Annotated in this window: 16 protein-coding genes; 8 read left to right on the top strand and 8 right to left on the bottom strand. The window is 65.2% G+C overall.

What is annotated here, in order from left to right; translation table 11 throughout:
- Positions 1-111 precede the first annotated feature (111 nt).
- On the top strand, positions 112-855 hold the full coding sequence (locus tag BW975_RS07970; RefSeq protein ID WP_076532504.1) for an SDR family NAD(P)-dependent oxidoreductase: 744 nt from the start codon (positions 112-114) through the stop codon (positions 853-855).
- On the opposite strand, the gene BW975_RS07965 is transcribed toward BW975_RS07970, so the two are convergent.
- On the bottom strand, positions 852-2,585 hold the full coding sequence (locus BW975_RS07965; RefSeq protein ID WP_076532502.1) for a cobalamin-dependent protein: 1,734 nt from the start codon (positions 2,583-2,585) through the stop codon (positions 852-854). The genes BW975_RS07970 and BW975_RS07965 overlap by 4 nt on opposite strands.
- Positions 2,586-2,704: 119 nt before the next feature.
- Between BW975_RS07965 and BW975_RS07960 the strand changes: the two genes are divergently transcribed.
- Positions 2,705-3,451 (top strand): pyrroline-5-carboxylate reductase family protein, encoded by a 747-nt coding sequence (locus BW975_RS07960; protein ID WP_170846532.1) that lies wholly within the window; start codon positions 2,705-2,707, stop codon positions 3,449-3,451.
- Positions 3,452-3,455: 4 nt separating this feature from the next.
- On the opposite strand, the gene BW975_RS07955 is transcribed toward BW975_RS07960, so the two are convergent.
- The 5 genes from BW975_RS07955 to BW975_RS07935 all read right to left on the bottom strand — a co-directional run bounded on the left by BW975_RS07955 (position 3,456) and on the right by BW975_RS07935 (position 6,318).
- Entirely contained in the window at positions 3,456-4,283 is an 828-nt protein-coding gene (locus BW975_RS07955; protein ID WP_076532499.1) for a phytanoyl-CoA dioxygenase family protein, read from the bottom strand.
- A gap of 77 nt (positions 4,284-4,360) precedes the next feature.
- Positions 4,361-4,723, bottom strand: a complete 363-nt coding sequence (locus BW975_RS07950; RefSeq protein WP_076532497.1) for a YbaN family protein — start codon at positions 4,721-4,723, stop codon at positions 4,361-4,363.
- A gap of 172 nt (positions 4,724-4,895) precedes the next feature.
- Positions 4,896-5,726, bottom strand: coding sequence for a gamma-glutamyl-gamma-aminobutyrate hydrolase family protein (locus BW975_RS07945; protein WP_083687012.1), 831 nt, complete (start codon positions 5,724-5,726; stop codon positions 4,896-4,898).
- A gap of 127 nt (positions 5,727-5,853) precedes the next feature.
- A complete protein-coding gene (locus BW975_RS07940; RefSeq protein ID WP_076532496.1) occupies positions 5,854-6,033 on the bottom strand; it encodes a DUF2256 domain-containing protein in 180 nt (59 codons plus the stop codon).
- Positions 6,034-6,111: 78 nt separating this feature from the next.
- Complete coding sequence (locus tag BW975_RS07935) at positions 6,112-6,318, bottom strand: hypothetical protein (RefSeq protein ID WP_139329166.1); 207 nt, start codon at positions 6,316-6,318, stop codon at positions 6,112-6,114.
- Between the two features lie 119 nt (positions 6,319-6,437).
- On the opposite strand from BW975_RS07935, the gene pepN reads away from it, so the two are divergent.
- Positions 6,438-8,990, top strand: coding sequence for an aminopeptidase N (gene pepN / locus BW975_RS07930; protein ID WP_076532493.1), 2,553 nt, complete (start codon positions 6,438-6,440; stop codon positions 8,988-8,990).
- 3 nt (positions 8,991-8,993) lie between these two features.
- On the opposite strand, the gene BW975_RS07925 is transcribed toward pepN, so the two are convergent.
- A complete protein-coding gene (locus BW975_RS07925; protein ID WP_076532491.1) occupies positions 8,994-9,677 on the bottom strand; it encodes a transglycosylase SLT domain-containing protein in 684 nt (227 codons plus the stop codon).
- Between the two features lie 155 nt (positions 9,678-9,832).
- Between BW975_RS07925 and BW975_RS07920 the strand changes: the two genes are divergently transcribed.
- The 4 genes from BW975_RS07920 (at position 9,833) to BW975_RS07905 (ending at position 13,666) form a co-directional block, all read left to right on the top strand.
- On the top strand, positions 9,833-11,098 hold the full coding sequence (locus BW975_RS07920; protein ID WP_076533544.1) for a hypothetical protein: 1,266 nt from the start codon (positions 9,833-9,835) through the stop codon (positions 11,096-11,098).
- Between the two features lie 69 nt (positions 11,099-11,167).
- A complete protein-coding gene (gene gatB / locus BW975_RS07915; RefSeq protein WP_076532489.1) occupies positions 11,168-12,679 on the top strand; it encodes an Asp-tRNA(Asn)/Glu-tRNA(Gln) amidotransferase subunit GatB in 1,512 nt (503 codons plus the stop codon).
- Positions 12,680-13,180 carry a thioesterase family protein gene (locus tag BW975_RS07910; RefSeq protein WP_418314304.1) on the top strand — a complete coding sequence of 167 codons (501 nt, stop codon included), beginning with the start codon at positions 12,680-12,682 and terminating at the stop codon, positions 13,178-13,180.
- A 66-nt stretch (positions 13,181-13,246) separates the two neighbouring features.
- A complete protein-coding gene (locus BW975_RS07905) occupies positions 13,247-13,666 on the top strand; it encodes a DUF4177 domain-containing protein (RefSeq protein WP_076532487.1) in 420 nt (139 codons plus the stop codon).
- Positions 13,667-13,689: 23 nt separating this feature from the next.
- On the opposite strand, the gene BW975_RS07900 is transcribed toward BW975_RS07905, so the two are convergent.
- A complete protein-coding gene (locus BW975_RS07900; protein WP_076533541.1) occupies positions 13,690-13,947 on the bottom strand; it encodes a BolA family protein in 258 nt (85 codons plus the stop codon).
- 76 nt (positions 13,948-14,023) lie between these two features.
- Between BW975_RS07900 and BW975_RS07895 the strand changes: the two genes are divergently transcribed.
- A complete protein-coding gene (locus BW975_RS07895) occupies positions 14,024-14,650 on the top strand; it encodes a J domain-containing protein (RefSeq protein ID WP_076532485.1) in 627 nt (208 codons plus the stop codon).
- The last annotated feature ends 371 nt before the right edge of the window (positions 14,651-15,021 follow it).

Raw genomic sequence — 15,021 nt, 5'->3', positions numbered from 1 at the left:
GGGCGTGTGTGATCGCCAGCGCCGTGCCTCTGGGCGTTGACACGGGCCGCGCACCCCCTACTACTCCGACAGGCGGGCGCCAGTTGCGCCATGCCGATCCGGAGGATCCCAATGAGCCCGAACACCAGCCCGAAAACCCTGCTGCTGACCGGCGCCAGCCGCGGAATCGGCCACGCCACCGTCAAGTCTTTCCAGGCAGCGGGATGGCGCGTTCTCAGCGTATCGCGCACCGCGTTTGATGACCGATGCCCTTGGCATGCGGGCGCGACCGACCATTTCCAGGGCGATCTGTCGGATGCAGAGGCGCGCGCGGATCTGGTGGCGCGCGTGCGCGATACTCTGGGCCCCGAGGGCCTTGGCGCGATCGTCAACAATGCCGGGATTTCGCCCAAGGGCGACAATGGCGCACGCATGGGCATCGCCGGCACGGATGACGCGACATGGCACCACGTGATGAACGTCAATCTTTTCGGTCCCGCCGCACTGATGCGCGATCTCATGCCCGAGCTGGAGATGGCCAAGGGCTGCGTGGTCAATGTGGGCTCGATCGTGGGCAGCCGGGTGCATCCCTTTGCGGGCGCGGCCTATGCCTGCTCCAAGGCGGCGCTGGCGGCGCTGACGCGCGAGGCGGCGGCGGAGTTCGGGCCGCGCGGCATCCGCACCAACATGGTCACCCCAGGCGAGATCGAGACGGAGATCCTGTCCCCCGGCACCGAGGAGATCACCCGCACGATCCCGCTGCGCCGCCTCGGCCAGTCCGAAGAGGTGGCGCGCGTTGTGCTGTTCCTCTGCTCGGGACAATCCTCTTATGTGAACGGCGCTTCGATCGACGTGAATGGCGGCCAGCACGTCTAAGGTTTCAGCGCGGCCAGCATATCGTCAAGATCCGCACAGGGATACGCGCCCGCATCGCGGATCTGCGTCGTGACGTCGACGGGCAGGCTTGAGTTGCTGTCCAAGGGTATCTCGTTCAGCTTGCCGCCCATCAGCACCGGAATATCCGCGCCGCGCGCGCGCAATTCCGCGGTCAGACGCCGTGCATAGTCCAGTCCGATCCCGTTATAGGTGCTGACAGCGATCGCATCCGCCCCCGCCTTGACCGCGCAGGCGACCATCACCTCGGCATCCACAGCCACCCCCGCTTCGATCACCTCGGCGCCCAGCCCGATCAGCGCGCGCCGCACAAGATACGCGCCATGCTCGTGCACGTCCGTGGTGCCCAGTGCCACGCGTCGCTGCGCCAGTGCCGCGCTGTCCTGCCGCCGCACCCAGGCCTCGGCCTTTTCGTCCAGCTCCTCGGCCCAGTCGGCCGCCACCAGCGGTGCGCGGCTGGCACCATCGAGCGGCCCCGCGCCGAACATTGCCTCCATTCGCCGGGCGCCCAACCGCCGGATCGCCAGCATCAGCGCGGCGGGGTCGGCAGTATCAACGCCCCGCTCCGCCAAGCCCTTGAGCGCGTTTTCCGCAAAAACCCGCCCGCCCGCAATCAACCGGTCGGCCATGGCGCCGATCAGCGCGTGATCCCGCACCTGCGCATGGCCCGCCGCGTGATCGGCCAGCCGCGCGGCAAAGACTTGCGCATCCAGGATCTCGTCCACGTCGGGAATGCGGATATTCTCGGTCACCGGCACAGGGTTGATCGCATGGCCCGAATGATGTTCACGCAATGCGCAAAGATCGACTAGCAAGTAGTTGGCAAGGCTGGCATAATTCTGCGCATTTCCACCTTGGTAGGCGACCGTGTTTCCAAAGATCATCGTGCCCGGCGTATCGGTCTCGCGCGCCAGCGCCGCCTGAAAAGCGGCCCGCGTCAACGGCGCCGAAAAGTGATGACCGAAACAGAAGGACAAAGGCGCGCCCACCAGATCCTGAACGATATACTTTTCGATCAGAGCCATTCCGAAGGCCGAGGTCATGTCCAGAAAAAGCCCTGCAAACCCGTCATCAAGGTTGGAATGCACCAAGATCTCGGCCTCCTGGGCCGCGATCAAGCCCAGCGCCCGCAGCGTCGCTTCGGTGGTGGCCACGTCGTCATCCCAGTACGGCAGGCGAAAGGTGAAATACTGCCCCAGATTGCCGATCGCCGTCGCGCCCGCCGCAATCGCCGCGCATGTGTTGTCCAGCGCGCCGGGCAAGCCCAGCATGAAATCCCCGAAATGTGCGGCGGCGGGGCTGGCCCCCGTGATGCGGGCAAAATCCTCGGGACCACGCAGCACGATCCCAGTGCCGCGGGCGCGGTCCGAGCGGTGGGCCTGCGGATAGCCCATCGTCCAATCCAGCGTCACGCCAAAGCGGTCGATGCGCACACCCCGGTCCCCGGCACGCCCATGTAATGCGCCCATCGCCTCGACCGTACGATCAATGCTGCGAAAGCCGATATGGGCGTGCTGCATCATGCGGCCCTCCGCCATCGCGCGGCGTTTGTAGTCCGCCTCCGACGTGACGCCCTCAGCCGCCATGAAAGCGGAGCGCCCAAGGCGCCAATCCCGCGCCATGGCCCGCACTTCCGCCAACAGATCGCTGCCCGAAGCCAGCGCAGGATCGGTCAGGACACAGCCCGCTAGAGACGGATCGTCTACTGGCATGGAGGTTTCCTTTGGGACCGGGCGCAAGCTCCGCTGCACATGCCTGGCGCCCGGGCCTTGCCATCGCAGACGTGATGCGCAGTATGACCGCTTGTAAAACCTTGCTGGGGCGAAGCGACATGAAACTCGGTGTAATCGGCGTCGGCCATCTGGCGGTTGCCATGCTGCACGGTCTGCTGCGGGCGGGGCATGCTCCGCGGTCCATCATGCTGTCGCCGCGCGGACAGGGACGTCATCTGGCGCAAACGCGCGATTTTGCGCTGGCGCAGGATAACGCGCAGATCGTGGCAGAATGCGATCTTGTCCTGCTGGCCGTGCGGCCGGACGATGCGCCCGGTGCGGTGCGCGGCCTGCCCTGGCGCAGCGGGCAGGTTTTGCTCAGCGCCTGCGCCGGCGTTCCCATCGCCGCGCTCGAGGCCGGCCCCGCGCAGGTGATGCGCATCATGCCCATCACCGCGTCCAAGCTGGGCGCCAGTCCAACCCTCGCCTATCCTGATCTGCCCGAAGCGCGCGCGCTGCTGGATGCGATCGGCACCACCATCGCGCTGCGCAGCGAGGACGAGTTCGAGGCGGCTACGGTCTCGGCGGCGATGTATGGCTGGGCGCAGGCGCTGATCCGCACCGGCGCAAATTGGACTGCCGCTCACGGCATCGACGCCGACGATGCGCGCCAGCTGGTCGCACGTAGCTTCACCGCCGCGGGCCGCATGATCGCCGAAGAAGATGCGCCGATGGACGAGATCCTCGACAGCCTGTGCACCCCCGGCGGCATCACCCGCCAGGGAATAGACCAACTTGAGGACAAGGCCGTGCCCGAAGCATGGGAAGGCGCCTGCGACGCCATCCTCGCCCGCTTGCGCGGCTAGGACGCTATGCGCGCGCCGCGGCACCGTGCCCGATCTCGAAATTGTTGCCCGCCCGGTCCTGACCGCTGACCAGATGCAAAGGCCGCGTGCCGTAGCCTTGCGAAGGGTGCTTCTTGCCGATCTCGGCGCCCCAGGCATGGTCATAGAAGGATGTCGCCGGCATCAGCCGCACGATGAAGGCGGCGCGGCGGTGCTCCGTATGGTTCGCCTTGGACCCGTGGATCATGTAGACATCGTGAAAGCTCACCTGCCCCGCCTTCAGGATCAGCGGCTCGGCCTCGGCCTCGTCGAAATGCTCGGCATCGCAGACGAGGTTGATCGTCTTGTTATCCCCCTCCTGCCACGAATGGCTGTAGAGCTCATGCGCCTTGTGCGAGCCGGGGATAAAGGTCATCGGGCCATTCTCGGGCGTCACGTCATCGAGCGGGATCCACATGGTCAGCGTTTCGAGCGGCTTGATCGGATAATAGCCGCCATCCTGATGCCACGGCGTCTCCTTGCCGTTTTTCGGCGGCTTGCCGAAGAGCGTCGTGCCCCAGAGAATGATATCGTCGCCGATCAGCTGCCGCGCCGCCTCCATCAGCCTCGGGTGCGTGGCGAAGTCCAGCCATTTCCGGCTGCCCTTCACCCCCATTGAGCCGCCCTCCTCCTGGTGCGGCGCGAGGATGATATCGGAGGCAATGTCGGGATTGCGCTTAAGCAAAGCCGCATATTCCGCGCGCATCTCGGCGATAAGTTCGGCAGGCAGTTCCCAATCGGGAATGACCCAGCCGCGTTCGTGATACTCGGCGACCTGCGCGTCGCTCAGGGCCGCGCCCGATGATATCGCCATGCTCCCTGTCCCCCCGGCTCTCTGCAGTGGGGACAGTGTTGGCGGCATCGGTCAGCCTGTCAAGCGCGCCGCCGCGCCTACCGCCCAGGCCAGGACGGGCGCGACAGGACGTAGGCGGCAGCGCCTCCCATGCACAGGATCTGCACCGCTATCAATTTCCAATCCAGCCCCGCAAAAAGTGACCCCAGCAAAACCAAAGCCATGGCGCCGCACGCCATCGCCTTATAGCGCGGGGCAATAGCGCCGTGCGCCTCCCAGTCTGCGATGATTGGGCCGAACACCCGGCTCCGCGTCAGCCGGGCACGCAACCGCGGCGATCCGCGCGCAAAGCAAAACGCCGCCAAAAGAACCAGCGGCGTCGTCGGCAGCAGCGGCAAAACCACCCCAAAGGCCCCAAGCGCCAATGCGACGCACCCCGCAGAGACCCAGAGGCTGCGCATCACGGCGCCGGCTTGCGGCCCCTCTTTCGGCGGCTCAGTCACGAACGCCTCAGGACCACAAGACCCGCCATCACATAGCGCTCGATCCCCGGTTTCATCTTGGTAAAAATACTCATGCCTCACATATGATTTCGGGCCGTCCGCCCGCGTGACGCACCGGATGATGCCACGCTCAGGCCGATTTCAAAGCTGCCCTGCGTTCGCGCGCCTCGGAGTGGGCAGCCTCATGCGCGTCGACCGCCGCCAGCGGGCGACGCTCAAGCGCCCAGTGACGCGCCGCCGCGCCGAAAGCCGCGAACAAGGGGCGCGAGACCGGATCATCAGCCGCGTTCCACTCGGGATGCCACTGCACGCCCAGCGCAAAACCCTCTGCGCCCTGCAGATGGATGGCCTCGGCGGTGCCGTCGGGCGCGTGGCCCTCAATGACGACGCGCGCGCCCGGGGTCTTGATCCCCTGCCCATGAAGCGTGTTGGTCATCACCTCGCGTGCGCCCATCAGCCGGTGGAAAACGCCGCCATCGGCAAAGCTGACCACATGGCGCAGCGCGAATTGCTCTTCCAGCGTGCCATCGGGTGGCATGCGGTGATTGTCGCGCCCAGGCAGATCGCGGATCTCCGGGTAAAGCGTGCCGCCCATGGCCACGTTCATCTCCTGAAAGCCGCGGCAGAGGCCGAAAATCGGCAGCCCCGCCTCGACGCAAGCGCGCACGAGCGGCAGGGTGATCGCGTCGCGTGCGGGGTCGAAGGCACCATGCGCCTCGGTCGCAGGCTCGCCGTAATGATCCGGATGCACATTCGCGCGGCCGCCGGTCAAAACAAAGCCGTGGCAGACCCGCATCAATTCCTCCACGCTGACCAGCGCGGGATCGGCGGGGATCATGTAGGGCAAACCACCCGCGACGGTGCTGACCGCCTCAAGGTTCATCCGCCCGACCCCATGAAGCGGATAGCGATCGTCGATCACATGCTGATTGCCGATGATGCCGATGACGGGACGGGTCATGAAGCTTCCTGTTTTTCTATGCGTTGGACTTAGTTTCGGGGCGGATGGATAAAACTTCAAGGGCGATGAAGATTAGCCATGCGCCCCGGCGCATCCAGAGGTCAAAAATCTGACGTAGCGTCTCAGGTCATTTCGGCGATGCGCCGCGGCCTTGCGCGCCGCCTTGCCCCCCGCGACCACGGCGGCACTTGTCGCTGCAATAGCGCACATCGTCCCAGACACGCTCCCACTTCTTGCGCCATGTGAAGGGCAGACCGCAGGTCGCGCAAGTCTTGGTCGGCAGATCGCCTTTCTTGCGGTGCTTCATCCGGCCTCTCAGAAAACATGGCCCGCTCGGACAGCGTCCGGCGGGCCTTTCAGTGCCACAGCATCGGGGAAATGCGGCCTATTCGGTGGTTGCATCGTCGGTGACTTCGGTGCTGATCCCATCCTCGACGCTTGCCTCATCTTCGGGATCGTTGCCCGCGTAGCTAAGCCACGTGACCAGTCCGATAAGGAGGGCCAACGCAAAAACTACGACCGCGATCATTCCGGCGATCGGCGTCTTGTGTGCGGGTTTGGTCTTTTCCGTGTTGGTGTCGGGTGCTGACATCATGGATCCTCTCGTTGATTCATTGGGCGGCGCGCAGGCCCCATTCGGCCATTGAAGGCCATTTGTTATCCCACTAACTCTTAGCCGAGCCACCGGTTCCGACACAATAAGGACAGATCATGCAGGCCACCGCCCCCCAAACCATTCATCTTGCCGATTACACGCCACCAAATTGGCTGGTGACGGGGGTGCATCTGACCTTTCGCCTCGATCCGACGCGCACGCGGGTGCTGAGCCGGATCGGCTTTGCGCCCAATCCCGACGCCAAGAGCCGCGAGTTCAAACTGGACGGCGAGAAGATGACGCTGATCCGCGCCAAGATCGACGGCACGGAAGTCACCCCGCATGTGACCGAGACCGGCCTCACCTGCGATGTGCCCGATGGCCCCTTCACCTGGGAGGCCGAGGTCGAGATCAATCCATCGGCCAATACCGCGCTGGAAGGGCTCTATATGTCGAGCGGCATGTATTGCACGCAGTGCGAGGCCGAGGGCTTTCGCAAGATCACCTACTACCCCGATCGCCCCGACGTGATGGCTGTCTTCGACGTGCGCATCGAGGGCGGCGAGCCGGTGATGCTGTCCAACGGCAATCCGGGCAAGATGGGCGACGGCTTTGCAGAATGGCATGATCCGTGGCCGAAACCTGCCTATCTCTTTGCGCTGGTGGCCGGACGGCTGGTGGCGCATCCCGGGACGTTCACCACGATGTCGGGCCGCGACGTCGATCTGAACATCTGGGTGCGTCCCGGCGACGAGGGCAAATGCGCCTTCGGGATGGAGGCGCTGAAGGCGTCGATGCGCTGGGACGAGGAAAAATACCGGCGCGAATACGATCTCGACCTGTTCAATATCGTCGCCGTCGATGATTTCAACATGGGCGCGATGGAGAACAAGGGGCTGAACATCTTCAACTCCTCCTGCGTGCTCGCCAGCCCCGAGACCAGCACCGACGCCAATTTCGAGCGCATCGAGGCGATCATCGCGCATGAGTATTTCCACAACTGGACCGGCAACCGCATCACCTGCCGCGACTGGTTTCAGCTGTGCCTCAAGGAAGGGCTGACGGTCTTTCGAGACGCGCAGTTCACGTCCGATCTGCGCAGCGCGCCGGTCAAGCGGATCGAGGATGTCATCACCCTGCGCGCGCGCCAGTTCCGCGAGGATAACGGCCCTTTGGCGCATCCGGTGCGCCCCTCCTCCTTTGTCGAGATCAACAATTTCTACACCGCGACCGTCTATGAGAAGGGCGCAGAGCTGATCGGCATGCTGAAAACGCTAGTCGGCGACGAGGCGTGGTCGAAGGCATTGGCGCTCTATTTCGACCGGCATGACGGGCAGGCCTGCACGATCGAGGATTGGCTGCGCGTGTTCGAGGATGTGACGGGCCGCGATCTGGCCCAATTCAAACGCTGGTACGAGGATGCGGGCACACCGCGCCTTTCGGTGACAGACAGCTACAAGGACGGCATCTATACACTCCACTTTCGACAGGAAACGCCGCCCACACCCGGCCAGAGCGAGAAGCCACCCCGCGTCATCCCGATCAAGGTCGGCCTGTTGGGTCAGGACGGCAAGGAGGTGGCCGAGACCCGCGTTCTCGAGATGACCGAGGCCGAGCAGAGCTTTGAGTTCACCGGGCTTGCCGCGCAGCCCGTTCCGTCGATCCTGCGGGACTTTTCCGCGCCCGTGATCCTGCAGCGCGAGACGACAAATGCCGAGCGCGCCTTTCTTCTGGCGCATGACACCGATCCGTTCAACAAATGGGAGGCGGGCCGTGCGCTGGCGCGCGAGGGACTATTGGCGATGATCCGGTCGGACGCCGCACCCGATGCGGCCTATCTGGAAGCCAGTGCGACCATGGCGCGCGACGAGAGCCTCGACCCCGCGTTCCGCGCGCTGGCCTTGGGCCTGCCCAGTCAGGACGATCTGGCGCAAGCCATCCATGATGCGGGCGGCACGCCCGACCCGCAGGCGATCTGGGACGCGCTGGAAGCGCTCAAGGACGCGCGCGCCGAGGCCATGGAGGATACCGCACGCGGCCTCTATGACGCGCATCAAGTGACGGCGCCCTACGCGCCCGACGCCGCGCAATCTGGCGCACGGGCGCTGGCCAATGCGGCTCTGGCGATGATCACACGCCGCGATGGCGGTGCAGCGGCGCAGGCGCAATACGACGCGGCGGGGAACATGACCCAGCAGCTTGCGGCGCTTGCATGCCTTCTGCAGGCCGGCAAGGGCGATCTGGCGCTGGGCAGATTCTATGATCAATGGCAGGACGACCGGCTGGTGATCGATAAATGGTTCAGCCTGCAAGTCGGCTATGCCGCGCCCGAGGATGCGGCGGAGGTGGCCGAACGCCTGACGCAGCATCCTGATTTCACGATGAAAAACCCCAACCGCTTCCGCGCCACGCTGGGGGCGCTGGCCGGATCGCCGGCCGGTTTCCACCATGCCTCGGGCAAGGGCTACGCATTGCTGGCCGATTGGCTGATCAAGCTCGATCCGCTCAATCCACAAACGACGGCGCGCATGTGCTCGGCCTTCGAGACGTGGCGGCGCTATGATGCAGATCGCCAAAAGCTGATCGAGGCGCAGCTGAGGCGCATCGCCGGACAAGAGGGCCTTAGCCGGGACACCGCCGAGATGGTCGGGCGCATCCTGGCCAGCTGAGCCTTAGCGCGTGGCCTTGCCGCTGCGCCGGGTCTTGAACGCGGCGGGGCGCAGCACCGGGCGGGGCGAGCGTTTGAGCGTGCAGTATTCCTGCCCGCGCAGCCAGCTGGCCATGTCGAGACGTTTGGCATCGCTGCGCATCGGCCCCCAATCGGCGGCCACGCCGCGCCAACGCCCGTCATGCACCGCGATGGCGTTGTCGCGCGGCACGGTGCGGGCCATGATGCGGATCGCGCAGCTGAGGTTGTCGCCCCCATCGATCAACTCCCCGCCCGACGTCGCGCGGCAGCCATAGCCGCGCGCCGTGCCCGGCAGGATCTGCAACAGGCCATACCATTGCCCGCCGCCGCCCACGGCCTTTGCGCGATACGTGCTTTCGTGCTTGGCAAGCGCCGACAGGAAGCCGACCCAGAACGCCCGCCGTTGCGTCTCGCCACCCGCCTTGTAACCGGGGCACCACTGGGCGACATCGCGCGGCTCGCTGCGCACCAAGGGGGCGCCATGCTGCGCCAGCGCGGTCAGGGCGCTGCGCGTCCAGGCCTCACCGCCCGGGCGGTGATCCCAGCGCGCGTTCGGGATTTCCATTGTGCGTGACTGGGGCCGCGTCGACGACGCCTCGGCCACCGGGGCGGCTGCGCCAAGCGCGGTTGCGGCCACAAGGGCAAGGCTGAGGCAGAAGCGTCGCATGCGTTATGATCGCCGAAAATGCGAGGGCAGGCAATGATCCCGCTGCGGCGGGAAACCGCCCAACATCCATTCACCTAAGAGGCGACATTTTTTGGCCCGAATGGGACGCGATTCTGACCCGTGAACGCTCCTTCAAAGAAAGCCTGCCCAACGTGATGCATTCCGACTCCAGTCCTATGATCCAGCTTTTGTCGCGCCTGCGCACGGCCCTGCCCCGCTTGGGCAGCGGGCACTGCGGCAGGGGTGCGCGCCGGTTCCGCGCCGAGGCCGAGTTGGACCGGCTGAGCCGCCATATCATTCTGCCATCCGTTTCCGTGACCGAGGAGGAAACGGCACGCTCGGCCTACCAGGATACCGGGCTGAAACTCGCCCGTCAGGAAATGTGGGAGGAGCTGTCGACCCTCATCCGCCAGGCGGACACCGCCCGCACCGGCACGCCGGGGGGCGAGTCGGCGGCGATGCTTTTGGCTTTCGGCGCACGCAGTGACGTGGTGTCGATGGCAGAGGACGCGCTGCACGACGGCACTGTGCCGGACCTCAGCGGCGTCGAGGCGCTGGACGCGCTCGCCGAGGAAATGACAGGCGACTATCCGGTACAGGCTATCGTGGCGCTGATGCATGCGGATATGGCCTGGGCGTGGAGCGCCGTTCCCGGCGCGCCCACCCTCAAGGGCGCCGCGGAACGGCGCGCGCATCACGCCGCGCGGGCAAGCGCGCTCTTGGCGCCCCATTGCGGCGCCGCCGAGGCCGCGCCGATGTTGGCCTCTGCCGAATGTGCCCTCTTGCGCATAGAGGGGGCTAGAACGACCGCGCAGCGCGTCGCGGCGCAGTATCAGCGCCTGATTGACCTCGATCCCGCCAGCCCGCGCCACATGCGTGCGTTTGGCGCCGCCCTCTTGGCCGCCGCACCGGGTGATTACCGCCAGATCGAGGTCGAGGCGCGCCGCATGGCCGCGCGCACGCAGGCCGAGTGGGGCGCGGGCGCCTATACATGGACCTATCTCGACGCGCTGGCGCTGGACCGAAATGCGCTGATGCTGCTGGACCCCGCCTTTTTCATCGACGGTCTGCGCGACATCCTGCGTCTGCGCCCTGATCAGCACACCGCAAACCTCATGGCCGCGTTCTGCGCCATCACCATGCGCGAGGCCGCGCCGGGCGGCGCCCCCGCCGCGCAAGCGCCGCTGGCCGCGTGCCTGACCTGGATCCTGCGCGATCACCTGCACGAGTTGCATCCGCTGATCTGGACACAGGCGCTGCACCGCCCCGGCGCGGGGCCCCTGCCGCCACGGCGCGCCCTGATCAGCGAGGGGCGCCGCACCGCCCTGCGTGCCATCGCCGCGCTTTTTGCAGACGACATCGCGGGCGGGCAATCCATCGCCTTCTCGCCCGCCGGGATGTACATGCTGCCCTCGCTTTAGGCGCCGCCCCTTGCCCAGCGGCGCGCGCTATCCTAGAAGCCTTGGCATCTGAGCCAAAGGATGCGCGCCATGCTGGACCTGACCTACGAGACCCCGAAACCCCGCGTCATTTCCGGCGCCCAGCACGACTGGGAGCTGGTGATCGGCATGGAAGTGCATGCGCAGGTCGCCTCGAACGCCAAGCTCTTTTCCGGCGCGTCCACCAAATTCGGCGCCGAGCCGAATTCCAACGTCTCTTTCGTGGATGCGGCAATGCCCGGCATGCTGCCCGTCATCAACGAATTCTGCGTCGAGCAGGCGGTGCGCACGGGGCTGGGCCTCAAGGCGCAAATCAATCTGAAATCGGCGTTCGACCGGAAAAATTATTTCTACCCGGATCTGCCGCAGGGCTACCAGATCAGCCAGCTTTACCATCCCATCGTCGGCGAGGGCGAGATCCTCGTGGACATGGAGCCCGGCATCGCGCGCCTCGTGCGGATCGAGCGCATTCACATGGAGCAGGACGCGGGCAAGTCGATCCATGACATGGACCCGAACATGAGCTTCGTGGACCTCAACCGCACGGGCGTCTGCCTGATGGAGATCGTGTCGCGCCCCGACATTCGCGGCCCCGAAGAGGCGGCCGCCTATGTGCTGAAGATGCGCCAGATCCTGCGCTATCTTGGCACCTGCGACGGCAACATGCAGAACGGCAACCTGCGTGCGGATGTGAACGTTTCGATCTGCCGCCCGGGCCAGTACGAGAAATATCAGGAAACGCAGGATTTCAGCCATCTCGGCACCCGCTGCGAGATCAAGAACATGAACTCGACGCGCTTTATCCAGGCCGCGATCGAGGTCGAGGCGCGCCGCCAGATCGCCATTGTCGAGGCGGGCGGCGGGGTGGTGCAGGAAACGCGCCTTTATGATCCCGACAAGAACGAGACGCGCTCCATGCGCTCGAAGGAAGAGGCGCATGATTACCGCTACTTCCCCGACCCGGACCTTCTGCCGCTCGAGATCGAGCAGGCTTGGGTCGACAGCATCGAGGCGTCCCTGCCCGAGTTGCCGGACGCTAAGAAGGCGCGCTTCGTGCTCGATTTCGGCCTGTCGGAATATGACGCGAGCGTGCTGACCGCCGAGGTCGCCAACGCCGCCTATTTCGAGGAAGCCGCCGCAGGCCGCGATGGCAAGCTGGTGGCCAACTGGGTCATCAACGAGCTCTTCGGCCGCCTCAAGAAAGAAGGCGCGGATATCACCGAAAGCCCCGTCAGCCCCGCGCAGCTGGGCGGCATCGTGGACCTGATCGCGTCAGACGCCATTTCGGGCAAGATCGCCAAGGATCTTTTCGAGATCGTCTATACCGAGGGCGGCGATCCGGCGATCATCGTCGAAGAGCGCGGCATGAAACAGGTCACCGATACCGGCGCCATCGAGGCCGCGGTCGACCAGATCATTGCCGACAATCCCGCGCAGGTGGAAAAGGCCAAGCAGAACCCCAAGCTGGCGGGCTGGTTCGTGGGCCAGACGATGAAGGCCACGGGCGGTAAGGCCAACCCCAAGGCCGTGAACGAGATCGTCTCGGCCAAGCTGGGGCTGTGAGTGGCGAATCTGCCAGATAAATCCTTACCCGCGCCGGCCCTGTCGGACTGGATGACGGTGCGCCCCGAATGGATCGACTTCAACGGCCATCTCAACATGGCCTATTACAACGTCCTCTTCGACGAGGGCGTTGATGATGTCTATCACCTGATGGGCTTTGGCGCCGAGTATGCACGCACGCGCGGCATGACCACCTTCGTCGCGGATTTTCGCGTGCGCTACCTGCGCGAGCTGCATGAGGGCGACCGGGTGCAATGCAGCCTGCAACTGCTGGCGCATGACGAAAAGCGCTTTCATTCGTGGCAGGAGCTGCGCCATGAGGATGGCTGGCTGGCCGCCACGGCCGAGGGGCTGACACTCCATGTCGATATGAGCGGGCCGCGCGTGGCGCCCATGCCGCCCGATGTCAAAAAGCAGGTCGCCGCACTGCAAGCCGCGCATGATGCGCTGCCCCGCCCCGAAGGCGTCGGCCTGCCGATTGGCATCCCGGCCAAGGCGTAGCCGCTTTCATCCCGTGCGTGGCCCCGCTAGAGTTGCGTCAAAGTTTAGGCAAGAAAGACGAGGCCCATGACAAGCTTTGAGTACAAGGTGATCCCCGCCCCGACCAAGGGGACCAAGGCGCCGGGCGTCAAGTCTGGCGAGGGCCGTTTTGCCGCGACGGTCGAGGGCACTTTGAATGCGCAGGCCGCCGACGGGTGGGAATACCTTCGCACCGATATCCTCCCCTCGGACGAGAGGCAGGGCCTGACCGGATCACAAACGGTCTACCGCACGCTGATGGTGTTCCGCCGCTCCAAGGCCGAAGGCGACACCGCTGCCGAGGATATCATCCAAAATGCGCAGGACGTGGCCGAGGCCGCCCGTCCCGAGCGCCGCGAGCCGTCGCTGGCCCCTGTCGCGCCCTCCCGCGCCGATCCGGCGCCAAAGCCCGATGTGCCCGATACGCCTGACGCGCCAAGCACACCGGACACCCCCAAGACCGACTGAGCGCCGGGGCGCAGCGGCGGCTGTCAGGCATCCACCTCGATGGCCAGCGCGTGAATTTTGCCCATCAGGTCGGACCCGATTGCGCCGTGAATGGCGCGGTGCCGGTTGATGCGGGACATCGCCGACAACTCGGGGGCGCGGATCCGCACCCGAAAATGCGATTGACCGCCATCGGGCGCGCCCGCATGTCCGTTATGCTGCGCGCTTTCATCAACGACTTCAAGGAATTGTGCATCAAAGCTGCGCTCCAATGTCGCGCGGATTTCTGCTGCTCTGTCCATCTTTCTGCCCATCGCCCCCTTCAACTTGGCTGCATTTAGACTAGAGTATCGGCTTCGACTCGCAAAGGGGTGCCAAATGAGCAAATCCGATCCATTCGGCTTCGACATGTCCGTATCCTCGGCCAAGAAGAAGAATCCGCGCGGCAGGCGCGGCATGTCCGGCGCCTCCGAGACGTCCAAGCGCCAGTGTGAGCATGAGGGTTGCGAGCAGCCCGGCCTTTATCGCGCCCCCAAAGCGCCAGACGTGCTGGACGAGTTCTATTGGTTCTGCCAGGAGCATGTGCGCGAGTATAACCTCAAGTGGAATTTCTTCGATGGCACCACTGAGGCCGAGATGAATGCCCAGATGTCCAAGGACAAGGTGTGGGAGCGCACCACCAAGGCGTTCACCGACCCCGAGGCGCGCGCCTGGGCCCGTCTGGGCATCGAGGATCCGCATCAGGTGCTGGGTGTGAATGCCACGCGCAACCCCGGCAAGGACAAGGCCGGTGGTGGCAAACGCCTGCCCCCGACCGAGCGTCAGGCCGTCGAGATCCTCGACGCCAAGGACAGCGACACCAAGGCCGATCTGCGCAAAGCCTACCGCGCCCTCATCAAAGTTCTGCACCCCGACATGAATGGCGGCGACCGCAGCCAGGAAGAGCAATTGCAACAGGTGATGTGGGCCTGGGACCAGCTGAAGAATAGCCGCAACTTCAAGTAACGCGCTGACCCGTTTGAAAGGCTTGAGGTCAGGCATTCGGAACAAGGCGGTGCACATGCAGTGTGCTCGGATCCGCGACGTGACCTGCGCCGCCTGACTGGGCCATGCCCAGAGCATGGCGCATGCCCGGCCAGTGCTGACGGACTCGGCCGCCAGTCAGCGGTGTGTCCTGTTGCCGTGGCGCGAACGACGCGCATGGGGTGGCGTCAGCGCCGCATGTGTCGCGCCGCATCTGGCGGTGCTTTCTTTTACGCACCGCCCCGCAGGGCCGCCGGACGCAGTTGCAGCGCATCAACCGGGCCGCCCCGCCGGGGGTGAAATGCGATCCTATCACACCTCATCAAGGACCGAGCGATCTACTGAAGGCATCC

This window comes from Roseovarius nanhaiticus (assembly GCF_900156535.1).
Taxonomy (GTDB): Bacteria; Pseudomonadota; Alphaproteobacteria; order Rhodobacterales; family Rhodobacteraceae; genus Roseovarius; species Roseovarius nanhaiticus.
The sequence above is the reverse complement of the archived record's forward strand: the minus strand, read 5'-3'. Positions and strand labels throughout refer to the sequence as shown.